We start from the raw sequence: 23,400 nt of genomic DNA on the forward strand, positions 1-23,400 counted from the left end.
GAATCAGTGGCGCGCGCAGCGCGTACGCTGGATCGAGCAGTCAGGTGGTCCGCAGGTACGCAGGTGCATCTGCATGTTCTTCGAAGCCACCATACTTGACCCCGGACGGATAATACTCAGCAGCGAACTGCACTTTTCCCGCAGCTTCTTCAGACGCGACGCTAGCAATGAACGCCAGCATGAGGTCAATACCAGCCGACACCCCCGCGGATGACCATATGTTGCCGTCACGAACAAAGCGTTCCTCCACGACCTTTACATCACCCAGTGCACGCATGCGCTGCAGCGAACCCCAGTGTGTGGTGGCCATCCTGCCTGTGAGAAGTCCAGCTGCATGCAGCAAGAATGAACCGGTACAGACAGACAAGATGGCTTGGCAGGATGCCGCTTGCTGTGCGATGAAATCAACGAGCTGTCTGTTGTTGACCTCTGTCCGCGTGCCCTGCCCACCGGGAATCAAAAGGTAGTTGAGCGCGGGGCATGTTTCGAACGACGCGTGTGGGGTGATTTCCATGCCTTTAGCACAGATCACAGGCTCCAGCGACTGGGCAACCATGAGGCAATGTTCTGGTCCTTGTGCGTGTTTGGCCCACATGGTGAGCATCTCCCATGGCCCCACAATATCAAGCTCTTCCGCCTGTGGAAAAATGAGAACACCAAAGTTCATGGACATAATATTGGGCACCTAACGCTGGAGTTAAGCGGCGGCGTAGCCGTCCGCCTTGGACGAACTGTTAGGGCGATGGTTTGTCGTAGTTGATCCAAACGCGATAAATCGTGACGCCTTTGACCGTGTAGCTGTCGAAGGAGCTGAATATGAAGCGGTCCTTGCTCTGCGATAAAGGAGCCATCTGAACCTTCGTACCATTGCTGACAAGTGCTTCTGCTTGATTGGCCAGTGCTCGGGCGTTCTCGCCTCTAAGCCCGGGAGTCTCCAACGCGCCGTGAAGCTTGGCGAGGCAATTATATGTGGAAAGCCAATTGTTTGTGGCTTCGTTAAGGCCCGTGCCCTCATACGTGACCACGACGATTCGCAAGAGATGGCCACCCCGGAGGTAGAACTGAACATTCTGCTTTTGGTCGCAAAGTGTTGCGTTGTATGTCTCGAGGTCGCCGTTCTTGAAGGTGCGATAAGGCCCATGGCTTGACACCGCACGAATCTCGGCAGCCGTCATCCCAAAATGCCACGGTCCAAAGCCGCTCGCGGATGCAGTAGATGCAATACTGGTCAGCGCGAAAAATATCAGAAGCCGCATTCTTGAGTCCTAACGCTGGAATTGAGCGGCGGCGTAGCCGTCCGCCTTGAACGAGTAGTTAGAGCGCGCTTCCGTGGACCCCAATCCATTTTTCTGTCTGAGCTACCCGGTCGATGCTCTTTACAAGAGACTTAATATCGTCTTCTGCATCAAAGCCCTTGCACCCGTAATAGTAAACGACGCGCTTAGTCTCAAACCCTCGGGCTACGGCAATGGTGACAGAAGGATTATCCGTAGCCCAGCTAGTGCAGCCATCCGGCTCAAACTCGTAGCTGTCTCTAAGTTTGAAAAAGTTGATGCGCTTGATTTCGAGAATGAGCGCATCTACTTCGAGCTGTGTGGCTGAGCCACGATGACGCCCAGGTATAGCGACGTGTTTGGTGCCATTGAAACTAACGGTTCCGTTGCTATCGATGTTGACCTCGTAGACCGGACAAGACCCAAAGCAGCCGCTGCGCCGCATCAGAATATGGCTGATCTTTGGCTCTTCCAAGGTGCGCGTGGGGGCGGATTCAACTCTGCCCCCGCTCGTTGTCTGCGACTGCTCGCTTGCTTCGTGACCCCTTTTGCTGCACCCCAAAAGAAGGGCGAATGTACAAACGAGTAGTAGCCCGCGTTGAAGGTTCATAGGGCGCTCTAATGCTGGAATCGAGCGGCGGCGTAGCCGTCCCTTGAATGATTTGTTAGACGGCAGCACGCTACGCCGTCGATGACCTGCACGATAACGCTGCTTTGAATGCCCGGCAACGCCGAGAAGGTTGTGGCCTGCGCGCGAAGAACGAGCCGCTGACGACAAACGCCAAGCTGCGACGAACCGCGCGCACGGCGAAGAACGAAGATGCGAAATACACCAACGCGCGCCAAACGCAGGAGGTGACCAGGCGCGCGAAAGACGACAACGCAGGCCGGCCCGTAGCAATGCAGGCCGCCTGACACGGAGCCAAGACACGCACGAAATACGAAGGGAAGCTGCTCTGCCGCCTAACGCTGGAGTTAACCGGCGGCGTAGCCGTCCGCCTTGAACGAGATGTTAGGCCTCTACCAACTTAGGTGGCAGTGTGCCCGTTCTGACATGGTACTCGTACGCAGCAAGGTAGCCGTACATGTAGCCCATGGAAAGTTTGAGATTAAGTGCGACAGGGGCACCTTGGTCGACTTGCCCGACTGCACCATAGGTAGCTGCAATGAATTTGGAGACGCCTTTTTCTAGCTTCGGACTGTCCAGCCTATGAGCGAGCTCGTTTCGTAGCACACGTAGCGCATCTAGCATGGGCCATAACTGCTGAGGAAGCGAGTCATCTCCAACCAAAGCGTGAGCCAACTGCGCCTTTAGTTGGAAGCCCATGCGACTGCCGGCTAGGGCCGCTGGATTTTTGCAGTGATGAGCAATTATGTCGTCGAGAATTTCTTCTACCAGCAGGTGACCCTTCAACGTGATCAGTGCAAGATCGTCGCTGTCAGGAAGGTGAACACGGAAGCGCTCCCTTCTTGCATTCACTATTTGATCATCGGTTGCTGTCATAAGGCCTAACGCTGGAGTTAAGTGGCGCGCGGGCTCTTTCCGCGCGTCCGCTTGAACGAAATGTTAGATGAACCTCTGCGCGATGCGCCATACGAAAAAACCGAGGACGCAAAAGCCTGCGCTCAGGCCACACACAACCGTTGGCACCAAAAACCAGACCCAGACTTGGTTTGACGCTTTTTCGAACTGTTGCAGTGAGCTCTGGAACTGGGCTAGCACCTCCGGCCCCGGCTTACCTTCAAGATTTCGCTGCACTTTGTTGAGATGCAACGCACTCCAGATCATTTTCGTGATCTCCCAGCCGATGAACAGGAGCAGGGACACGATAATTAAAAGCCCCGTAACGGCGTACAGCCAAGGCGGAAGCTTGTCAGATAGAGTTGCCCAGAACGTAAAGAAGCCTGCGTAGCCAGCGACCATTACTAGATTCGTGTACGCACTCGCGTTGGATTGAAGGCGGGTGGTGAGTTCCTGCGCCGTCTTAATTTGCTTGTCATATTCAACTGCCGCTTGGAATGCCTGAAGGTTGGCAACCCGGCGGCCTAGATCGGACGTGCGTTTGTCCATCTGCTGTGACCAAGCTTGCAATCGATGTGGGTCGATATCCATTTTCATCTAACGCTGGAGTTAAGCGGCGCGCGGCTTTTTTCGCGCGTCCGCTTGGACGAATTGTTAGGCCTTGCGCCAATAGCGAGAGCCCCGGAGAACCACCCAAGAACAAAGCCAAGCCAAGCCAGTAAGAACAAACAATGTCACGAATAGAGCAGCAAGGAACCACTCTACCAAACCATCTGCTGGCGTGTCGTGGTCAGTGTGGGATGCGACCAGCCCTAATAGCGCTAGCATGCCAACACTGAAGTTGAGCCAGAACCCCCTCCACGATCGGTGCGCCGTGAACACTGCGATGCAGAAGTAGACGACGAACACTGATATGACGATGGCAATGACGACGGTAATCACTGATGCCTAACGCTGGAGTTAAGCGGCGGCGAAGCCGTCCGCCTTGAACGAAATGTTAGACGGCTGCACGAAAGCCACCTACTTGAGCCAACTAACGACAAGCACAACAACGATGACTAAAGGTATGAGGTAAACAAAGACTGCACGAGCTGTCCAGCGCTTGTCCCTCGGCTCTTGACCACTCGGGACCGGGACAATGTTGCCGTACTTATTTGTCTCGAAGAGTTTCATTTGCCGCCTAACGCTGGAGTTAAGCGGCGGCGAAGCCGTCCGCCTTGAACGAACTGTTAGGCCGATGCCACAAGGCCCGCTGCCGACAGCTTAGCAAAGAGCTCTTGCCCAGGAGCCACACATTGAGCAGGAGAAAAAAGCTCTGGCTCGAAGGATGCCGAGAAAACCGATGACAAAGCTGCCGCTGCTGTCGCGGCGTTTGAAATGCGAGGAATGCAGGAAGCCACCTTGGCGATCTCCGCGCCGAACTCGTCGGGTGGTGCGCCTGAACCTCCGAGGCGGTATGGGTGCCACGACCGCACAACCGACGCGACGATAAGAAGAGCCGCATCAAAGTCTTCGCGTGTTCGCATGAAAGGCCTAACGCTTGAGTTAAGCGGCGGCGAAGCCGTCCGCCTTGAACGAGATGTTAGACGGCAGCACGAAGCAGCGCCGCCAGCCAGCACGATAGCGCTGCTTTGAATGCCCGGCAATGCGGCGAAGCTGGTGGCCTGCGTGCGAAGAACGAACCGCTGGCGACAGACGCCAATTCGCGGCGAACCGCGCGCACCGCGAAGAACGAAGAAGCGAGATGCGCCAACGCGTGCAATGTGCGAATGACGACCAGGCGCACGAAACACTGCAACGCGGCCGGCCCGAGACAACACAAAACGCGCGGCCGATGCGGAGCAAGAAAGCGGCACACACGACGCAACTGCAAAAAGATGCTGCTCTGCCGCCTAACGCTGGAGTTAAGCGGCGGCGAAGCCGTCCGCCTTGAACGAGATGTTAGAGCTACCCGCGATAGCCCCTGCCGCGAACCGGATCGACAGAAAAGTCTTTGCTGCAGACCGCACAGAAAAAAGCGCCATTAGGCTGACGCTTGTCTTGCAGAGGTGAAATTGCTTGACGTTCGAAGCACGTTGGACAAGCGAAATGATGTGGTTGACCGGAAAACTCGTAGACCACAGCCTTGCCTTGAGTTTGTACGAGCTGATATTGATTCGCGCGCTCAGCCCATGATGACACTGCTGCAAGCTCTTTACGCAGATTTTCGTTTGTCTGTTGGAGTGCTAATAGCTCCTGTTGAGTATGAAACAAGCCGTCTTGTAAGCGGGTTATTTGATCCATCGCGGCGTGAATCTTAGCGCGAGCCTCCTCGTCGATTTTGGCGTTCAGAGCCAGCGACATTGAGTCGCGCATGAACTGCAAAGCGGTGTATGCGCTTGTAAGTGCCGAAAGGTCCAACGGACTCTCCGAGTAGCTCTAACGCCCGAGATAAGCCGACTGGCGAAGCCAGTTCGGCTTGATTGACTTGTTAGGCCCATCACTGACGATCATGGCGAAACCAGACCAAGTTGCTCCGGGAGCTCGGACGCTCCCAGCACAGCGGCGGCATCAATGAAAGATTGACGCTCATCCTCCGATGCACCAGCAATCATGGAGGCGATCTCCTCAAGTACCCGCACATCATTGTCTTCTGTACACGAAGAATTGCGTTGTTCAATGTATATGACCGCGAGCACCAAGGCTTTAGCTAACATGTCCATTGCTTCTAATGGGCCTAACGCCGGAGTTAAGCCGACCTGCGAAGCAGGTTCGGCTTGAACGAGTGGTTAGGCCGGCGACCTCTCAGGCAAGAAGCCTGGATGGTCGGAACGCCAGCCAACGAATTGTGCGAGACGCGCTCAAACCGAACGCCTGCCCCGCGCCCGACCCGCAGCGATGCCGCACGCCAATTGCCCATTGCGATTCCCCTACCGAAGTCCGACGCCCCACCCCAATACGAACGCCACAACCCGCCTAACGCCGGAGTTAAGCCGACCTGCGAAGCAGGTTCGGCTTGAACGAGTGGTTAGGCCGGCGACCCGTCAGATCGTGAGCCTGGATGACTGGAACGCTAGCCAACAAATTGTGCGAGACGCGCTCCGACCGAACGCCTGCCCCGCGCCCGACCCGCTGCGTTGCCGCACGCCAACTGCCCATTGCGATCCCCCTGCCGAAGTCCGACGCCCCAACCCCAAACACGAACGCCACAACTCGCCTAACGCTGGAATTGAGCGGCGGCGTAGCCGTCCGCCTCGAATGAAATGTTAGGCAAGTTAGCCACGATCCTTACCGCCCCAATGCTCTTCTATATCTTCAATAATGACCGCAGTTGAATAAATTGCGAGAGTGGCAAGGTCACTGAGCATGCCCCAATGCCCTTCAATCATTTCGCCTTTAACAAGGTCAAAGCTGATGTCATTGAAGGCCATTGTGGCACTTATACGACTGACCCCATTTCGGTGGATCAGATCATTTCTAACCCTTGAAGAGAACTCAAGAAGGGATTTCTCGTTTGGATCAATCACTCCTTCGGACTCAGCTCTGACTAGAAACGAGGAGAATGGTCCATTACATGCATCGGCTTTTAGTTTTTGGGAGCCTCGGCTACCAATAAGCAAGGGCATTGAATATTCAATAACTGACAAGGTGCCGATGAAGAACCACTTTTCGGTCTCAACGACACGCTCCGTCTGATCACTGGCGAGGTCACGATCAGGGGGTAGATGCATACCATAAAAGTCAATGATCTCGGCGGCATAGCGAGCTTTATTGCTTAATCTGATCAAACAAATTCGATATGGATGATTCGAGGAGAAGCGCTTTGCAACGTCAACGGCACAACTGTCGGCTATCGACTGAGCGTGGCGAAGCTTTTTTGAGATAGCTGCAAGTCTGACGTGCATATTTGCCTAGTCGCCTAACGCTGGAGTTAAGCGGCGGCGCAGCCGTCCGCCTTGAACGATGTGTTAGACCTCACCGCCCGGATGTGTCGGGTGAACTGTGCGCATGTGCGGCATCTCGCAGCGCCATATCTTTGCCGAGCGATTGACCCGTGGTGAAAAGTACGGCGCCACCGAACGCAAACACCCCAGCAAGGAATATCAGGCCACCCGAAAGGCGAGTGCGTGACAGTGTACACATGACCAGACCAAGAAATGCCACTGCGGCAAAGCAAATACCGATCAAGACGTGCCCAGTAGTGGTACCGACGACGATCATGGAGCAAGCCACCAAAGTGGGCAGCGCCTTTTCTGTAGCTTCAACTTGCGACATATCTCTATCCTTGAGGCCTAACGCTGGAGTTAAGCGGCGGCGAAGCCGTCCGCCTTGAACGAGATGTTAGACCTGCCCCCACGGCAAATACACGTTAGAAGGTTTTATTGACCGAAACGAGTCTCTTATTTCTTTGAGCTGGTTCTCGACGGCGCGTACGTCGATGCTGCCGCGCGCTGCGTCGTTGAGTGCTGCGGCAAGACGCTGGTTGCCAGACAGAACGGCCTCTGCGGCCTGACGATGCCCGAAATGTGCGAGGTCACTGGCGACGTACAAAATTTGAGCGCTCGTGCCGCATTTGATGGCGACGCGGCCTTGCTCTTGCATGTACTCGACGCTGTTGGCATGGCGAAGTAGGTCGGACCGCAAAGAATCAAATCGGTTGCGCCTGGCAATTATGCGGCCTGAATAAATGCCGGTTACAACGCCCGAAACGACGCCCGTCCCGAGCCCGATAAGTATGTTTACGCACAGATCATCCATGGCAGGTCTAACGCTTGAGTTAAGCGGCGGCGAAGCCGTCCGCCTTGAACGAGATGTTAGGCAGCTTAGCCCCAAACGGAAACATTGCCGCCACCTTGACCGATTGCCACCGTGCCAGCTGGGCCTTCCACTTGCCACGCTTCGTAGCCGCTAGAGTCTGTAATGACCTGAAGGGTTTGCGTACCAAAATGCAAAGTGAGATCCGCGGTGCCTGGCAAGACCTGGACGGCATCAAGGACGCGACCGCACAACTTACTGGAAAGCTCTGACATGCAGCGTACCGGCTCATTGCGGCCGAAGAGTTGACCCCTGTCTTTGCTTGTAAGCGCCACTGCGCCAGATGTGACTAAACGCCACAATGATTCGATTTGCACGTGGTAGCCGCCGGCCAACATAATGACGCAGGACCCATCCTCGCGTGACTGGACGGCGTCGACGGCTCTACCGACAAGTTGCGAAGTCCAAGAATCTTCCATGAGCGGCCTAACGCTTGAGTTAAGCGGCGGCGAAACCGCCCGCCTTGAACGAACTGTTAGGCCTGCGAAGGCCCGTCTATTGAACCGTTACCTGCGCACCGAGCGACTCAAGGGTGTGCAACAAAGCCCCTGCCAACTCGACATTGACCAGCTCTAGAGTCATGGGCTCCCGCTTCATGACCCGGCGAGCGACTCGCTTTAGTTCCGTGCCGCGCAACGACGTGCATTGTTGGATGCGATCGCAGAAGGCAGCGAGCGGCCAGCTGTTGGAACCTGCCCAGCTGTGCTCAGGAACCCATCGATGGATGACCAAGGACGCCATTTAGCTCTTGCGGCCTAACGCCTGAATTAAGCCGACCCGCGAAGCGGGTTCGGCTTGAATGAATTGTTAGCCATCACACCACCGAGTGTTTCAAGCCGATCCGATCTCGGCTCTGAATAAGCTTCTTCGCATAGATCTTTTGATTTAAACGAGGGTCTACGAACTTTAGCCAAGGGTAAGATTGTTCCATGGCGGAAATTCGGTCTGCTGGGCATAGACCAATGAAGACATCGTCTTGCCCGAACGCGAGCGGGCCTTTTGATGCTGGGTATCGCCACTCCCTCTCCCAAGAGAACTCCTGCTTTCCTTGGCGATTCTGATCAGGCGGGGCGAGGAAGGGCCCCGTTACGCTGAAGAGAGGAAGAATATCTTTGGCCGCTGCCTCGTGAGTCGTGGTAAGCGAGAATAGTGCCTGCGCAATCGCGTACTTATCTCCGGGATAGTTGTTCAAATAGTAGACTGGTGATGCTCCTTTGTCTCTAATTCTGTCTTTAACAAATAGCAGCCCGTATGGCTCAAGATTTATGCGTCTTGAGGCTAGGTCGAGCAGACAGTAAACCTCGGACAAAGGTGTTTCTGTGAGACAAACAGCGCCGAAGAATGATTTCTTCTGCTCATCAGTCATCTGTAGGTTATTGCCACCATACTTGATGTCGCTAATCTCACCACTTCCCGCTAAGAGCTGTCCAGAATCCAGAATTACTCGAAGCACGCTCTCGGCCGAAGAGTTGCCTGCTGTTTTCGTAAGGTGAGCAAGAAACGGGGAAATATCGGTGCGGAACAACAGCACATCGTCAATTTGTCTAACCACGAGACCTCCATGTGATGGCTAACGCTGGAGTTAAGCGGCGGCGCAGCCGTCCGCCTTGAACGAGATGTTAGACACTTGCCCTGAGGGCCTCAACTGATTTCCTGCATATAACAATGAACTGCTCTCGAAGTTCAGGATAACTGGCCTTATCTTTCTTGTCTTTCTGGTAGTGATCCATGACGCAGGACACGATTGCGCGCGAACACTTACCAAGCTCTGGTGACAATAACCAGATACGACAGTCTAGGTTGACGAGAATATCCAATTCATGGGGTTGAATGGATTTTCCAGCCACGCCAGCGAGCATGCCATGATTCGCAGCAGCAAAGAACTCTGCATACAGCGACTCTCGCTTCTCGATTTCGCGATCTGCTTGCGCAAGCCTCCACTCCAACTTGCGCATTGAGCGCGTAGAAAAATACGACGCTATCGCGCCAATCGCAGAGCCGAGGAGCGCTGCGACAACCCCGATAACGGCAACCGTTACGTTTGAGCTCATTACGAATACCTGGCACTGGAGTTAATCAGCGGCGTAGCCGTGCACCTTAAGCGAACGGTTAAGCGTCACGCTCGAGCGCATCGGCGATGCGGGACAAAATTTGCCCTAGCCCACCCACATGTTCGTCATGATAGTCGCCAGCGAGTGACTCCATGGAGTTGCGCCGCTCTAGCTCAAGAACCCGTTTTGCCGCAATGACCGTATCTACAGAGATGCCGTGCTTCTTCGCCAAGTCAGCGAAATCGCTCAGGTGAGCATCAAGCAGTTGGTGGTTAACACGGTAATCGTCCCGGGATGGCTGGTTGCCCAAAACTCCCATGATATTTCCTTGTGCTCGCGATGATGTTTGATTGAGGTCTAACGCTGGAATTAAGCGGCGGCGAAGCCGTCCGCCTTGAATGACCTGTTAGACCTAACCCTGCTGTGGTGCAAAAATTAGACGGTTCCATGCCCGAAACCTTCCAAACACCAAATAATTTACTGTGAAAACAAAGGCTAGAGGAAGAATGAACACCATTAGGCCAATGATAACGCCGTCGTTAGAGTAGCCCTCCCTCACCATTACTACGACGTTAGTGAGCGAGAGAGCCAGATCTGCCACCACAATGAGGTTGAGGGTGGCGGCAAACACATTGAGAAGACGTTTTGCGATCGGTGTCATGATGAATTTTGGTTTCCGTTGCTTAAAGTCTAACGCTTGAGTTAAGCGGCGTGCGGCTTTTCGCACGTCCGCTTGGACGAGTTGTTATGCCCCACCGGGGAACAACGACTCATAAGTTGGATCTGCATGCTCCCACTGCGCTCCGCGTTCGACGAGGTAGGAACGAACCTGCTGCAGCTCAACACTTGGTGGAATATTGACAGAGATGTACTTGCGATTCGCGCCCTCGTAGCTGCAACCGAGGGCAACTAGACCTTGAAGCACCTGGCCTGAAGAGTTGCCAGCCTCGACAGGCAGCTCGAAGAAAATGCGGACGGTGCGATTGCCGGACGCTTCAACTACGGATTGAAATGTAGGGAAGCCTTCTTGTTTATCGTACGGGGCAAAGATGATGTCTTGCCACGAAACGCCGTAAGCATAGAAAGGTGAGTTGTCCAATTTGTATCGATCGTTGCCGAGTGGAATAGCCCAAAGTGTCTCGACAGTCACGTCTCCATCGGCACCGGGAACGCGAAAGAGGACTTTGGCTGTGGGGTCATTACTCATAGGGCATAACGCTGGAATTAAGCGGCGGCGCAGCCGTCCGCTTGAATGAGATGTTAGACGGTTGCGACGCAGCTTGCTCGGGCGACAACGACTTGCCCGGCGAGCGCACAGCGTGAACAACCGACTCCCCAAAACTACCAGCTCTGAAAGCTCAGGCTTACGACGATGCCGCGCGAAATGCTGCTGCGGCGACGGACGATAAGCCAGCGCGAAGCTGGGCGAAACACACCACACGAGGAACCAACACGAGCTGCCGACTAACGCCTGAGTTAAGCGGCGGCGAAGCCGTCCGCCTTGAACGAAATGTTAGATTTGCTCGCTAGGCCATCATAAGGCGATAGGTGCCCACGCCGAGGATACCCAAGCCAACAAGCAGAAACGAATTGCCCAGCAATGTGTTTTTTGCGAGGATGGCCCGAAAGCTTTCCCCAGCCGGGATAGCCCTCACTGGGCGACACAATGATTGTTTGGAATGGATGGTTGACCCACTCGCCGAGACCGGTCAACGATGCGCCGAGTGAGAGAAGAGCCACTTGAGAATTTTCAATGCCTTGAAACTTCACGGGTGAGCGAAAGTACTAAAAAACCGACGCCAGCCACCAGGATGGCCTTGTACCAATAGTCGATTTTCAGCCCGCCGAGCAGAGTTGTCATAAGAATCTAACGCTGGAGTTAAGCGGCGGCGAAGCCGTCCGCCTTGAACGAACTGTTAGGCCGCGACACTAGGCCGGCGAGGATCTCGAGGCATCAAGTTCTTCTTTGCTTATGGTTCGCACTGTAATGCGAGGATTGAATTTTTTCGCAACTGTGGTTAGCAACGCCTTTAGTTCCAGATTTGTGCCGATGCCGAAGATTAGTTCTCGTATCTCAACTTTCACGAACGATGCCCGACTCACAAAGACACGATGTTCTTGTTCATGACGCCACATCCTGAATTTTTTCGTCAAAATTCGCTTTGCTTCGTCGAAATGGCCTCTCTCAAGGCCAAGATCTTTGACATAACGTACCGGTTCAATATCAGCTCGGGGATCGACAACGTCAACTCCGACGACAAAGCCTGCATGGCTGTCCGCGTAGTAAGCCCACATGAGCATATTTGTGGGCGTCTTACTTAGGGATACAAGCCGGTAGTCGTTCTTACGTCCAAATAATTGATCAATCTGCCAATCTTCCAAGGTCCCAGCATCGTAGGTGTACTGGCCCTCCATAGGATCATTGAGGCTTTTGTAAGGCGAAGCGTGAAGACGTTTGTTGACAAGAATGTCAAGGGCATATTGAAGATTGCTTACTCCTCGGTATTTGTAAAGCAAACGAATCTCTCCTTGCGAGGCCTAACGCTGGAGTTAAGCGGCGGCGAAGCCGTCCGCCTTGAACGAGATGTTAGACGGCAGCACGAAGCGCCGACGCCAGCCAGCACGATAGCGCTGCTTTGAATGCCCGGCAATGCCGCGCAACTCGTGGCCTGCGCGCGAAGAACGAACCGCTGATGACAAACGCCACGCTGCGATGAACCGCGCGCACCGCGAAGAACGAAGAGGCGAGATGAGCCAACGCGCGCGAGGAACAGCGGACGACCAAGCGCGCGGAAGACGACAACGCAGGCCAGCCTGAAACGACACGACGCGCTTTGCAAACACGGGGCCGAAATGCGACGGCGGCGAAAAATGGCGAAGAAAATGCTCTGCCGCCTAACGCTTGAGTTAAGCGGCGCGCGGCGTTTCGCGCGCCGCTTGGACGAGGAGTTAGACGGTTGCGACGCCGCTTGCTCGGGCGACAGCGACTGCCACGACGAGCCCACCGCTTGAACAACCGACTACCCCACAACTACCAGTTCTGAAAGCGGAGGGCTTGCGACGACGCTGCACGATAAGCTGCTGCGGCGACGGACGACAAGCCAGCGCGAAGCTGGGCGAAACACATGCAACGAAGAACTACCACGAGCCACCGACTAACGCTTGAATTTAGCGGCGCGCGTAGCGCGTCCGCTGGAATGAGTAGTTAGAGCGCATACCCTCATTTTTTTAGTATTTTTACATCAACGACTTTATACACCGTAAGAACGCGCTTAAATGCGTACACACACTTATAGTGACCTGGCGGACTAAGTTGGCCGCGGATGACAACGCGGGTAAGGCCCCAAGGCATCGGCTTGCCATTCTCGGACGCTTTGGCCTTGTCCATGTTGCCACTAAGACACCAGTTTTCACTTATTCCGTCCGGCTTGAATGATGAAAACTTAAACATGTAGTAGTAGGTGCCGCTATAGATTTGGCCTTGCGGCGGCCTAACGCACCCTGCTGCGAGAAGAATCGCTGTGACGATCGCAAGTCGTAGCCAGAATTTCATATGCGCTCTAACGCTAAGTAGATTTCAAAGTGCAGTCTAATCCTGCAGCCTAATCCCTGCATCCCGCGGCTTGCCAGGGCCGGCAGCCTACACGAATCAATGGGTTGCGCTTCTTGGGCCCGCCTAATCTGGCAACCTAATCTCGCCGTCTATTGCAGACAGGGGACACGGATGACTTCCTTTGGCGACGCGGGGAAACGGACGGATGGGGCAGCGGCGGCATCGTCGCCGAAGCTGCTCGACCAGGTGCGCGACCGGATGCGGCGGCTGGGCATGTCCAGGCGCAGTGAGGACGCTTATGTCGGCTGGATTCGCCGTTTTATCCTGGCCAACGACAAGCGCCACCCGGCCGGACTCGGTGCGCCGGAGATCGAGCGTTTCCTCACCGCGCTGGCGGTGCATGCCCATGTCGCTGCGGCTACGCAGAACCAGGCCTTGTCGGCGCTGCTGTTCCTTTACAAACAGGTGTTGGGCATCGAGCTGCCGTGGCTGGACGGGATCGAGCGGGCGAGGCGGCCGCAGCGTCTGCCGGTGGTGCTGACCCGACCGGAGGTGACGGCGCTGCTGGGCGAATTGACGGGCCTGCCGTGGTTGATGGGGAGCCTGTTGTACGGCACCGGGATGCGGTTGATGGAGTGCATGCGCGTGCGCGTGAAGGACGTGGATTTCGAACGTCACGAAATTCTGGTGCGCCAGGGCAAGGGGGCGAAAGATCGTCGCACCATGCTGCCACGTACGCTGGCCGAGCCATTGCGGGCGCAGCTGGCGGAGGCGGAGCGAATCCACCAGCGGGATCTGGCGGCCGGCTTCGGCCGGGCCTGGATGCCTGACGCGCTGGCGCGCAAGTTTCCTGGCGCTGCGGCGGAGTGGGGCTGGCAGTACGTGTTTCCCGCGGCGGCGCGCAGCGTGGACCCGCGCGACGGCGCGGAGCGTCGCCATCACGTGGACGAGTCGCGGCTGCAGCGCGCGGTCAAGTCGGCGCGGGAGCGCGCGGGCATCGTCAAACCCGCCACATGCCACACGTTGCGCCATTCGTTTGCCACGCATCTGCTGGAGGCTGGCCAAGACATCCGCACGATCCAGGAACTGCTGGGCCACAAGGACGTGGCGACCACGGCCGCTCTTGCGCATCCATGCGCCCGCGGCATTGGCACATCCGTGTGCAGCACAGATCTATACGCACGTGCTCAATCGGGGCGGGCAGGGAGTGGTGAGTCCGCTGGATCGTTGAGCGGATTGGCTGGGGTGAGGGTGGGATGGGACTGTTCGCGCTGTCGGGCCCTCACCCCAACCCCTCTCCCCGAGGGGAGAGGGGCTATTCGGGCATGGGGTGTGCGTGCTGTCGGCCCTCTCCCCCAACCGCTCTCCCCCGGGGAGGAGAGGGCTATTCGGGTGGCGAGTCAGTGGGGGCGGGGGTGGTTGATCAAGACGTAATGGTCCGCGCCATCGTCTTTCAGCGGGATATGGGCGTCGGGTCGCGCGATGCCGTCGAGGTGGACGGTGGCGGGGCTGTCGGGCGGAACCACGCGCAGTTCGATCCGGTACGTGGTGTCGCCGTGGCGATAGGTCATCGAGAAGCCTTCCCACTCCGGCGGCAGTACGGGCGCGAAGCGGAGGTGGCCGGCTTCCAGTTTCAGGCCCAGTAGTGACTCGACCATCAGGCGGTACATCCAGCCGGCGGAGCCGGTGTACCAGCTCCAGCCGCCGCGGCCGGTGTGGGGTTGGACGGCGTAGACGTCGGCGCAGATGACGTAGGGCTCGACCTTGTAGACGTCCATCTCGGTGGCGTCGTTGGTATGGCTGAGCGGGTTGATCATGCGCAGCAGTTCCCACGCGCGGGCGTGGTCGCCGCGTTCGGCGAAGGCCATGGTGGTCCAGATGGCGGCGTGGGTGTATTGGCCGCCGTTTTCGCGCACGCCGGGCACGTAGCCCTTGATGTAGCCGGGGTCGTGCGGGGATTTGTCGAAGGGCGGGTCGAGCAGCTGGATCAGGCCGGCGTCGCGGCGCACCAGATGGCGGTTCAGTGATGCCATCGCCTGTGCCTGACGTTCCGGCGTGGCCACGCCGGACAGCACCGACCAGCTCTGCGCGATGGCGTCGATGCGGCACTCCATGTTGTCGCTGGAACCCAGCGGGGTGCCGTCGTCGAAGTAGGCGCGGCGGAACCACTCACCGTCCCAGCCGTGCTGTTCCAGTGCGGCGGTGAGTTTTTGCACTTCGTCATGGCAGCGTTTGGCGAAGGCTTCGTCGCCGCGCAGCCGTGCCACTTCGGCGAAGCGGTTCATCACTTCGCAGCTGAAGAAGCCCAGCCACACGCTTTCGCCGCGGCCCTTTTCACCGACGCGGTTCATGCCGTCGTTCCAGTCGCCGCCGCCAATCAGCGGCAGGCCGTGCACGCCGCGGCGCAGGCTGTGTTCGATCGCGCGCACGCCGTGCTGGTACAGCGTTTCGATGAGGCCCGAGGGTTGCGGCAGGTCGTAATAGGATTCCTCGTCGGGATGCAGCGCGCGTCCTTCGATATAGCCCACGCGCTCGTCCAGCACCGCGGTGTCGGCGGTGGCCAGCACGTAGCGGCTGATGGCCAGCGGCAGCCACAGGTAGTCGTCGGAGCAGGTGGTGCGCACGCCGCGGTCGAGCGGGGGATGCCACCAGTGCTGCACGTCGCCCTCGGGGAACTGATGCGCGGCGCACAGCAGCAGCTGGGCGCGGGAGAGCTCGGGCGCCGCGTGCAGCATCGCCATCGAATCCTGCAGCTGGTCGCGGAAGCCGAACGCGCCGCCGGATTGGTAATAGCCGCTGCGTGCCCAGAAACGGCAGGCGATGGTCTGGTACATCAGCCAGCCGTTGGCCAGCATGTCCAGCGCGGGTTCGGGCGTGCTGATCTGCACCGCGCCCAGCGTGCGTTGCCAGTGCGCGCGCACCTGGGCCAGCGCGTCGGCGGCGGCGCTGGTGCCGCGAAAGCGTTGCACCAGGGCGCGGGCATCGGCGCTGTCGCGGCCCAGGCCCAGCCGGAACACGATCTCGCGCTGCTCCCCCTGTTCCAGCGGCACGGTCATCTGCAGGGCGCCGCAGGGGTCCATGCCGGCGCCGAGGCGGCCGGAGAGATGCGCGCGCTCCAGCGCCGCCGGCGCCTGCATACTGCCGTTGCGGCCCAGGAACTCGGTGCGGTCGCCGCCCACGCGACGGTCGGGGTCGTCGACGTCGAAGAACGCCACGCGGTCGGGGAATTCGCCGTTGTAGGCGTTGCGCGCGAACAACGCGCCGGTGGCGGGGTCCGCTTCGGTGACCACGTGCATCGAGGTTTTCTCGCGCAGGTCGCCGAGCAGCCATTCGACATAGCCGACGATGCTGAGCCGGCGCGGGCGGTCGGAGTCGTTGCGCAGTTTCAATACCGAGAATTTCACCGAGGCATCCAGCGCCACGTACATCCACAGCTCGCCGTGGATGCCGTCCTCGGTGTGCTCGAACACGCTGTAGCCGAAGCCGTGGCGGGTGACGTACTCGCCCTCGCCGCGATGCGGCAGCGGGGTGGGCGACCAGTGCTGGCCGGTGTCCTCGTCGCGCAGGTAGATGGCTTCGCCGCTGCTGTCGCTGACCGGGTCGTTGTGCCACGGCGTGAGCCGGAATTCGTGCGCGTTCTCGCCCCAAGTGTAGGCGCCGCCGCTTTCGGATACGACAGTGCCGAAATGCGGGTTGGCCAGCACGTTGGACCACGGTGCCGGGGTAGCGTCGCCGGGGCGCAGCACGATCACGTATTCGCTGCCGTCCGCGCTGAAACCGCCGTGCGGGCTGGGCAATTGCAGCGTGCGCGGCTCGGGCGTGGCCGTGATGGTTTCGGTGGGGGCGGCGGCGCGGCGGGTGCGGTCGGGTTCGAAGCGCGGGGCGTGGGTTTCCACGCGGCGGCGGCTGATCTGCTCGGCCAGGCTGCCGCGGGTGTCGCCCAGGATGATGCGGGCGCTGGCCTGCACCACCATGCGATCCTCGCTGGACAATTGCTGCGACGGCCGCACGAAGATGCCACCGGGGCGATCGAGCAGGCTCGCTTCACTGCCCGACGCGATCAGGCCCATGATCTGGTCCTGCAGCTCCTGCCGATAGCCGGCGCGGTCCTCGTTCCAGATCACCAGGTCCACGGCCAGGCCTTTCAGCCGCCAGTACGCGTGCGCCTGCACGAGCTGGCGCACCAGCTCGATCCGCGCCGGGTCGGAAATCTGCAGCAGCACGATCGGCAGGTCGCCGGAAATCGATTGCCCCCACAGGCCCGACTGGCCGCGGCGGTTGCCGCGCAGCACGGCCGGGTCGGCGCGCAGCTGCGTGTTCGGGTAGATGATGGCGGTGGCCATGTGCTCGTACAGCTGCGCGTCGGCGAGGCTGGCATTGAGCTGGCGCAGCAGCACCTGGCTGTGCGTCCAGGCCAGGTCGAACACGCGGTCGGCCAGGTGGCGGTCACGGTATTTGCCGATCAGGTGCAGGCAGCCGTCGCGGCTGTCGGCCATGCCGGTGACCAGGTCGATGGTGGCCGACTGTTCGGGCTCCAGCGTGATGCGGCAGCGGATCGCCACGATCGGATCGAGCACCGAGCCCTCGCTGTTGGACAGCCGGGCCTGCTCCAGGTCCAGCACCTGCGGTTGCGCGGTGCTGCGGCCGCGGCCGATGAAGCGGGCCCGATCGGTCTCGTAGGAAATCTGGTCGATGTGCGCGTTGTGCACGGCCAGCAGGTGGCACATCCACGGCACCGCCTCACCTTGCGAACGCGGCCGGCGGCTGCACACGATGGCCTGCAGCTCGGGCAGCAGCTCGGTCTGCACGAACAGGTTGCTGAAGGCCGGGTGCGCGGCGTCGCTGATCGGCGGCGCCAGCACCACTTCGGCGTAGCTGGTCAGCTCGATCGTGCGGCGGCCGCGGCCGCGGTTGGTGATGCGGGTGCGGCGCAGTTCGATGTCGTCTTCGGGCGAAACCACGATCTCGGTGTGGGCGTGGAAATCCTTCTCGCGCACGCGGAACTCGGCCCGCGCGTCGGAGAAGATCGCCTCGAACAGCTCGGTCTTCTTCAGCGTGGGCTGGTAGGTGGTGGCCCAGTACTCGCCGCTGGCCACGTCGCGCAGGTAGCAGAACATGCCGTAGTGGTCGCGCGTGATGTCCTCGCGCCAGCGCGTCAGCGCCAGCTCGCCACGGCGGCTGTAACCGCCGCCGGCGCTGCTCACCATCACGTGGTAGCGGCCGTTGGACAGCAGTTGCACGGCGGGGCGCGGGCGGTCGGGGTCGGTGAAGATGCGCAGCCGCGATTCGGCCATGCGTGGCGTGCCGTCGAATTCGGGGAAGCCCGATGCATGCAGGTATTCGGCTGCGGTGCGCGGGATGCGCTCCTGCAACAGCAGGCTGGTGGCCTGGAACGGCGGGTACGACTCGAACCGCCGCTGCATCGGCTGGCCCAGCAGCGCGTGCGCCAGCGCCAGCAGGCTCATGCCCTGGTGATGCGCCATGAACGACTGCACCAGCGCCGAACCTTGCCCCACCGGCAGCCGCGCCGGGGTGTAGTCGATCGCCTCGTACAGGCCGAAGCGCCCCAGCGCGCCGGCTTCCGTCGCCAGCCGTTGCAGGTTGGCGGTGGCGGCGGCGGGGCGCACCATCATCGCCAGCGCGGTGGCGTAGGGCGCGATCACCACGTCCTCGCCCAGCCCGCGCTTCAGGCCCAGGCCGGGCACGCCGAACGCGCGGTACTGATAATTGAACTGCGCGTCGCGGGTGTTGTAACCGGATTCGGAAACGCCCCACGGGATATTCAGCTGGTTACCGTATTCGATCTGCCGGCCCACGGCCGCGCGGCAGGTCTGGTCCAGCAGGGTGTTCTCGTAGCTGGGCATCACCAGCATCGGCATCAGGTACTCGAACATCGAGCCGGTCCACGACAACAGCACCGGTTCGCCCGCGCTGGTGGTCAGCAACCGGCCCAGTGCGAACCAGTTTTCCTGCGGCAGCTGGCCCTGGGCGATGGCCACGAAACTGGCCAGCCGCGCCTCGGAGGCCAGCAGGTCGTAATAGCCTTCGTCGCGGCGGCGTTCGTCCACGTTGTAGCCGATCGCCAGCAGGTCGCGGCCGGCGTCGTACAGGAAGTGGTAATCGACCACGCCCATCTCGCCGGCCTGGTCGGCCAGTTGCTCCAGCAGGGCGATGCGTTCGCGCGCGCGTTCGCGGATCGCCTCGGCGCCGGCCCCGCAGGGCCAGCACAGCGGCTCGATGCGACCCAGCTGGGCCAGGGTGGGGATGCCGCTGAAATTGATCTTTTCGTCGGCCGGGGGATCGAGCTGGAAGGCCTGCACGTCGTCGTACAGCTCGTGGCATTGCTGCACCAGCGCGGCGCTCCAGAATGCCACCTCGTTGTCCGGTTCCTGCGGCAGTTCCAGCGCCAGTGCGTTGGCGTGGTCGCACAGGCGTTGCAGCAGCGCGACGGCCTCGCCGAGCGTGGCCGGTGGCGTTTCCAGCGCGGCATCCAGCGCGCGCCGCATCGGTTGCAGCACGGTCGGGCGCACGCTGCCCAGCGCGTCGCGCAGCACCGCCACGGTATCGCGCAGGCCGTGCAGCAGGCGCGGGTGGAACAGCGGCTCGTCGACCAGCGCCAGCAGGCCTGGCTGCAGCGTCAACAGGTGGCCGGCGAGGTTGCCGCTGTCCACCGTGGAGACGTACAGCGGCTGCAGCGGCTGCAGGGTCTGCGTGTCGTACCAGTTGTAGAAGTGCCCGCGGTGACGCGTCAGCGCGCGCATCGTGGCCAGCGTGTGGCGGGTGCGGTCGAGCAGCCGGCCCATGCTGAGGAAACCGAAATCGTAGGCCGCCAGGTTCGCCAGCAGCGCCATGCCGATATTGGTGGGCGAGGTGCGGTGGGCAACCACCGGCTCCGGGTCTTCCTGCATGTTGTCCGGCGGCAGCCAGTGCTCGGCCGGGCCCACATGGGTATCGAAATAGGCCCAGGTGCGCCGCGCCAGCGAGCGCAGGAAGCGCTGCTGGCTGCCGCTGGGCGCAAACGCGCTGGCGCGTCGTGGCTGGCTGATCCACCAGGCGAAACCTGGCGAGCACAGCCACAGCAGCAGCAATGGCTCGGCGAGCAACAACACCATCGGCCGGTGCAGCGCCAGCACCACGGTGAGCGCCAGCGCCAACGCCGGCCCGATCCACATCAGCCGCCACAGCGCGCCCGGCGCGTTGCTGCTGGTGCGCTCGGCATCGCTGGAGGTCTGCCATTGCAGCAAATGGCGACCGCTGAAACCCATGCGCCACAGCGTGCGCACGATGGCGTCGAGGCTGTACAAGGTTTCGTGCGGCAGCCACGCCAGCCCGAGCAGCATGCGCGCCAGGTGTTGCGCGGCCGAGCGAAAGGCCGCGCGCAGGTGCTGGTCCAGCTGCACCTCGGCCGGCTTCTGCACCAGATCCAGCAGCGCCGCCAGCATCGGCGGCAGCACCACCATCGCCAGCACCGCCAGCATCCACGACAGCGGCGGCGACAACATCAGCCAGCCCACCGCCAGCAACACCACCAGCGACGGCGGCACCAGGCTGCGGCGCAGGTTGTCCAGGATTTTCCAGCGCGACAACGCGGTCAGCGCATTGCGGCGCCAGCCGTCGTGCGCGGTCGGTGCCCACGGCAGCAGCCAGGGCAGCAGTTGCCAGTCGCCGCGGATCCAGCGGTGGCGGCGCTTGACGTCGGCGCTGTAGCGGGCGGGGTATTCCTCGTACACCTGCACGTCGCTGAGCAGGCCCGAGCGCGCGTGGCAGCCTTCCACCAGGTCGTGGCTGAGGATGCGGTTTTCCGGGAAGCGGCCGTCCAGCGTCAGCTCGAACGCATCGATGTTGTAGATGCCCTTGCCGATGAACGAGCCTTCCTGGAACACATCCTGATAGACGTCCGAAACCATCCGCGTATACGGGTCGATGCCGGCGTCGCTGCCGTACAACTGCGCGTAGCGCGAGCGTGCGGTGCTGGGCAGGCTGACGCCCACGCGCGGTTGCAGGATCGAGTAGCCGGCCACCACGCGTCGCTGCTCCGGGTCGTACACGGCGCGGTTCAGCGGGTGATCCAGCGTGGCCACCATCTCCTGCGCGGAGTCGCGCGGCAGCTGAGTGTCGGTGTCCAGCGTGATCACGTAGTGCACCGGCCCCAGCGTGTCGATGTCGCCCACGATCAACTGGAAGCGGTTTTGGCCGTTGCCGCGCAGCAGGGCATTCATGTCCGCCAGCTTGCCGCGCTTGCGTTCGTGGCCCATCCAGCATTGCTCGGCGTCGTTCCAGCGGCGCGGGCGATGGAACAGGAAGAAGCGGTCGCTGTCGGTGGTGGCGTAGCGCTCGTTGAGCGCCTCGATGCGCCGCTGCGCCAGCGCCAGCAGCGCAGCGTCGCCGGGCAGGGTTTCGCTGGCCGCGTCGGTGAAATCGGTGAGCAGCGCGAAGTGAAGATTCGGGTCGCGATTGCCCAGGAAACGCACCTCCAGCGTCTCCACCAGATCCTCGATGTCCTGCGCGTTGGCGAACAGGCTGGGCACCGCCACCAGCGTGCGCGCGCTGGCCGGGATGCCGGCCGAATAATCCATCCGCGGCAGCCGCTGCGGCTCCACCATCAAGGTGGCCAGCCAGTTGAGCAGGCTCATGCCCAGCTGGCTGGCCACGATGGCGGCGGGGATGGCGATGGCGATGATGCCCCACAGCGGCAGGCCGTCATGGAACGCGGTGAGCACCAGCGGTCGCGCGAACAGGAACGTCAGCAGCGCCAGCAGGCCCAGGTGCACCGGTAGTGGCGTGCGGTCGAACTGGCGACGCAGCGCCTCGCCCAGCAGCGGGCGCACGCCCAGGCGTTGCTCCAGCGTGCGGCGACCCTCGTCGATCAGGTAGAAACCCACATGCTGTTGCAGCGCGGGCGGTTCCGCACGGCCACACAATTCCAGCGCCGCGTCGGCCACCTGTTGCTCGGTCAGGTGGTGGTTGCGCGCCATCGACTCGACCACGTGGCGATAGTGGTCGCGGGTGGCGAAATCCATGGTCGGGTAGATGCCGGCTGGCTCCTTGCGCAGGCGTTGTTCGACCAGGCTGGTGTGCTCCACGAAATCGCGCCAGTCGATCGCCGACAGCGCGCGCAGGCTGCCGATGCTGTTGCTGATCGACACCTGGTGCGCGGCCTGCTGCTGCGCCTCCAGTTGCACCAGGTGCTCGATGCTCTGGCCCGATTCGGACAACCGCTGTTCGATCCAGCTCAGCGGCAGCGCCAGCGCGGGGCTCTGGCCTTGCAGCCGGCGCGTCATCTCGGCCACGAACGAGCTGGCCATGGCCGGGTCCGAGCGCGCCATGTCGGCCACCACCAGCACCACGTTCTTGGGGTCGCTTTCGGCGCTGGCGGTGAGCGCGTCGGCCCAGCCCACGGCTTCGCTGCGGTGGCGCCAGTCGGCCATCACGCGGGCCGCCACGCGGCGCAGGTTCTCGATCAGCGCCAGCCGCAGCATGATCGGGATCGCCCACAACTCGCCCAGCTTCAGCGGCGTGATCGTCTGGTAGGCCATCACGAAGCGGCTGAGGCTGGCGATGTCTACCCGGCCATCACCGTGCGAGATGATCTCCAGCGCGATGTCGTACACGCGCGGCAGCGTGATCGACGGCCCCTGGCTCAGCCGCGGCAGTTCGCGGCTGTAGCCCTTGGGCAGGTGGCGCCGGGCGAGGCGGATCTGCTCCTCGATCAGGTACAGGTTGTCCAGCAGCCATTCGCCCGCCGGCGTGACCCGGCTGCGCTTGCGCGTGGCCGCGGTGAGGCGTTCGCAAGTGTGCAGCAGCACCGCTTCGTTGTCGGCCAGGCGCGCCAGCAGCAGGTCGGCGTTGGAGCGCTCGCTGATCTTGTGCTGCGCGGCCAGCACCGCGCCGTGGCGCTCCATCTGTTCGGCGCTGAACAGCTCCGAGCGCAGTGCCGGCTCCTGCTCCGGCCGCGCATGCGCCGCGACGCGGCGGCGGCGGAACGCGCGCAGGCGACGCAACTTCAACAGATCGAGCAGGCTTGCGATTTTCAATTCCGGTTTCCTTGGGCGCTGGCCACGCGCAGGCACCGGCGTCCGCTGCGTGCGATCGCCCGACCCTGTCGTGTGAGGAGCAGACCGCCTCGGCGGCTGACTCTGCTGCCAGCGTACGCGCCGGCGTGTGAAGACGATGCGCTAGCATGGCCCGCTCCCCCTCCACCGGAGC

At 60.8% G+C, this 23,400-nt stretch carries 18 protein-coding genes and 1 pseudogene; 1 reads left to right on the top strand and 18 read right to left on the bottom strand.

The window, feature by feature from the left end; translation table 11 throughout:
* Positions 1-40: 40 nt before the first annotated feature.
* The 17 genes from ASD68_RS12660 to ASD68_RS16930 form a co-directional block, all read right to left on the bottom strand.
* Complete coding sequence (locus ASD68_RS12660; protein ID WP_200945387.1) at positions 41-673, bottom strand: DJ-1/PfpI family protein; 633 nt, start codon at positions 671-673, stop codon at positions 41-43.
* A gap of 61 nt (positions 674-734) precedes the next feature.
* On the bottom strand, positions 735-1,256 hold the full coding sequence (locus ASD68_RS12665; RefSeq protein WP_156458394.1) for a hypothetical protein: 522 nt from the start codon (positions 1,254-1,256) through the stop codon (positions 735-737).
* 58 nt (positions 1,257-1,314) lie between these two features.
* Positions 1,315-1,884 carry a DUF6438 domain-containing protein gene (locus tag ASD68_RS12670; RefSeq protein ID WP_156458395.1) on the bottom strand — a complete coding sequence of 190 codons (570 nt, stop codon included), beginning with the start codon at positions 1,882-1,884 and terminating at the stop codon, positions 1,315-1,317.
* A 402-nt stretch (positions 1,885-2,286) separates the two neighbouring features.
* On the bottom strand, positions 2,287-2,778 hold the full coding sequence (locus ASD68_RS16895; RefSeq protein WP_156458397.1) for a hypothetical protein: 492 nt from the start codon (positions 2,776-2,778) through the stop codon (positions 2,287-2,289).
* A 63-nt stretch (positions 2,779-2,841) separates the two neighbouring features.
* Positions 2,842-3,393, bottom strand: a complete 552-nt coding sequence (locus tag ASD68_RS12680) for a hypothetical protein (RefSeq protein WP_156458398.1) — start codon at positions 3,391-3,393, stop codon at positions 2,842-2,844.
* Positions 3,394-4,743: 1,350 nt separating this feature from the next.
* Positions 4,744-5,196, bottom strand: a complete 453-nt coding sequence (locus ASD68_RS16905) for a hypothetical protein (RefSeq protein WP_156458400.1) — start codon at positions 5,194-5,196, stop codon at positions 4,744-4,746.
* A gap of 89 nt (positions 5,197-5,285) precedes the next feature.
* Positions 5,286-5,492 carry a hypothetical protein gene (locus tag ASD68_RS12690; protein ID WP_156458401.1) on the bottom strand — a complete coding sequence of 69 codons (207 nt, stop codon included), beginning with the start codon at positions 5,490-5,492 and terminating at the stop codon, positions 5,286-5,288.
* Between the two features lie 558 nt (positions 5,493-6,050).
* Positions 6,051-6,680, bottom strand: coding sequence for a hypothetical protein (locus tag ASD68_RS16910; RefSeq protein WP_156458402.1), 630 nt, complete (start codon positions 6,678-6,680; stop codon positions 6,051-6,053).
* 70 nt (positions 6,681-6,750) lie between these two features.
* The gene (locus ASD68_RS16915) at positions 6,751-7,050 is read right to left on the bottom strand and encodes a hypothetical protein (protein ID WP_156458403.1); all 300 of its coding nucleotides are present in this window, start codon (positions 7,048-7,050) and stop codon (positions 6,751-6,753) included.
* Between the two features lie 66 nt (positions 7,051-7,116).
* Positions 7,117-7,533: a hypothetical protein gene (locus ASD68_RS12695; RefSeq protein WP_056607313.1), complete on the bottom strand. Its 417-nt coding sequence runs from the start codon at positions 7,531-7,533 to the stop codon at positions 7,117-7,119.
* An 871-nt stretch (positions 7,534-8,404) separates the two neighbouring features.
* On the bottom strand, positions 8,405-9,142 hold the full coding sequence (locus ASD68_RS16920; protein ID WP_156458404.1) for a hypothetical protein: 738 nt from the start codon (positions 9,140-9,142) through the stop codon (positions 8,405-8,407).
* A gap of 67 nt (positions 9,143-9,209) precedes the next feature.
* On the bottom strand, positions 9,210-9,641 hold the full coding sequence (locus ASD68_RS12710) for a hypothetical protein (RefSeq protein ID WP_056607318.1): 432 nt from the start codon (positions 9,639-9,641) through the stop codon (positions 9,210-9,212).
* A 58-nt stretch (positions 9,642-9,699) separates the two neighbouring features.
* Positions 9,700-9,960 (bottom strand): hypothetical protein, encoded by a 261-nt coding sequence (locus ASD68_RS12715; RefSeq protein WP_056607320.1) that lies wholly within the window; start codon positions 9,958-9,960, stop codon positions 9,700-9,702.
* A gap of 93 nt (positions 9,961-10,053) precedes the next feature.
* Positions 10,054-10,302: a hypothetical protein gene (locus ASD68_RS16925; RefSeq protein WP_156458405.1), complete on the bottom strand. Its 249-nt coding sequence runs from the start codon at positions 10,300-10,302 to the stop codon at positions 10,054-10,056.
* 84 nt (positions 10,303-10,386) lie between these two features.
* Positions 10,387-10,848: a DUF4265 domain-containing protein gene (locus tag ASD68_RS16665; protein ID WP_082546056.1), complete on the bottom strand. Its 462-nt coding sequence runs from the start codon at positions 10,846-10,848 to the stop codon at positions 10,387-10,389.
* A 722-nt stretch (positions 10,849-11,570) separates the two neighbouring features.
* The gene (locus tag ASD68_RS16670) at positions 11,571-12,158 is read right to left on the bottom strand and encodes a hypothetical protein (RefSeq protein ID WP_082546057.1); all 588 of its coding nucleotides are present in this window, start codon (positions 12,156-12,158) and stop codon (positions 11,571-11,573) included.
* A 703-nt stretch (positions 12,159-12,861) separates the two neighbouring features.
* A complete protein-coding gene (locus tag ASD68_RS16930) occupies positions 12,862-13,194 on the bottom strand; it encodes a hypothetical protein (RefSeq protein ID WP_156458406.1) in 333 nt (110 codons plus the stop codon).
* A gap of 258 nt (positions 13,195-13,452) precedes the next feature.
* On the opposite strand from ASD68_RS16930, the pseudogene ASD68_RS12720 reads away from it, so the two are divergent.
* A pseudogene (locus ASD68_RS12720) lies at positions 13,453-14,425 on the top strand (integron integrase).
* A 169-nt stretch (positions 14,426-14,594) separates the two neighbouring features.
* Here ASD68_RS12720 and ASD68_RS12725 read toward each other — a convergent pair.
* Positions 14,595-23,228: a glucoamylase family protein gene (locus ASD68_RS12725; protein ID WP_056607322.1), complete on the bottom strand. Its 8,634-nt coding sequence runs from the start codon at positions 23,226-23,228 to the stop codon at positions 14,595-14,597.
* Between the last annotated feature and the right edge of the window lie 172 nt (positions 23,229-23,400).

It is taken from the genome of Rhodanobacter sp. Root627 (assembly GCF_001427835.1).
GTDB classification, from domain to species: domain Bacteria; phylum Pseudomonadota; class Gammaproteobacteria; order Xanthomonadales; family Rhodanobacteraceae; genus Rhodanobacter; species Rhodanobacter ginsenosidimutans.

Coding starts and splice junctions, on each gene's coding strand:
- ASD68_RS16925 (WP_156458405.1), bottom strand. CDS start 10,302: ATGACACCGATCGCAAAACGTCTTCTCAATGTGTTTGCCGCCACCCTC.
- ASD68_RS12680 (WP_156458398.1), bottom strand. CDS start 3,393: ATGAAAATGGATATCGACCCACATCGATTGCAAGCTTGGTCACAGCAG.
- ASD68_RS12710 (WP_056607318.1), bottom strand. CDS start 9,641: ATGAGCTCAAACGTAACGGTTGCCGTTATCGGGGTTGTCGCAGCGCTC.
- ASD68_RS12690 (WP_156458401.1), bottom strand. CDS start 5,492: ATGTTAGCTAAAGCCTTGGTGCTCGCGGTCATATACATTGAACAACGC.
- ASD68_RS16895 (WP_156458397.1), bottom strand. CDS start 2,778: ATGACAGCAACCGATGATCAAATAGTGAATGCAAGAAGGGAGCGCTTC.
- ASD68_RS12660 (WP_200945387.1), bottom strand. CDS start 673: ATGTCCATGAACTTTGGTGTTCTCATTTTTCCACAGGCGGAAGAGCTT.
- ASD68_RS12715 (WP_056607320.1), bottom strand. CDS start 9,960: ATGGGAGTTTTGGGCAACCAGCCATCCCGGGACGATTACCGTGTTAAC.
- ASD68_RS12665 (WP_156458394.1), bottom strand. CDS start 1,256: ATGCGGCTTCTGATATTTTTCGCGCTGACCAGTATTGCATCTACTGCA.
- ASD68_RS12695 (WP_056607313.1), bottom strand. CDS start 7,533: ATGGATGATCTGTGCGTAAACATACTTATCGGGCTCGGGACGGGCGTC.
- ASD68_RS16930 (WP_156458406.1), bottom strand. CDS start 13,194: ATGAAATTCTGGCTACGACTTGCGATCGTCACAGCGATTCTTCTCGCA.
- ASD68_RS12670 (WP_156458395.1), bottom strand. CDS start 1,884: ATGAACCTTCAACGCGGGCTACTACTCGTTTGTACATTCGCCCTTCTT.
- ASD68_RS16665 (WP_082546056.1), bottom strand. CDS start 10,848: ATGAGTAATGACCCCACAGCCAAAGTCCTCTTTCGCGTTCCCGGTGCC.
- ASD68_RS16915 (WP_156458403.1), bottom strand. CDS start 7,050: ATGTCGCAAGTTGAAGCTACAGAAAAGGCGCTGCCCACTTTGGTGGCT.
- ASD68_RS16910 (WP_156458402.1), bottom strand. CDS start 6,680: ATGCACGTCAGACTTGCAGCTATCTCAAAAAAGCTTCGCCACGCTCAG.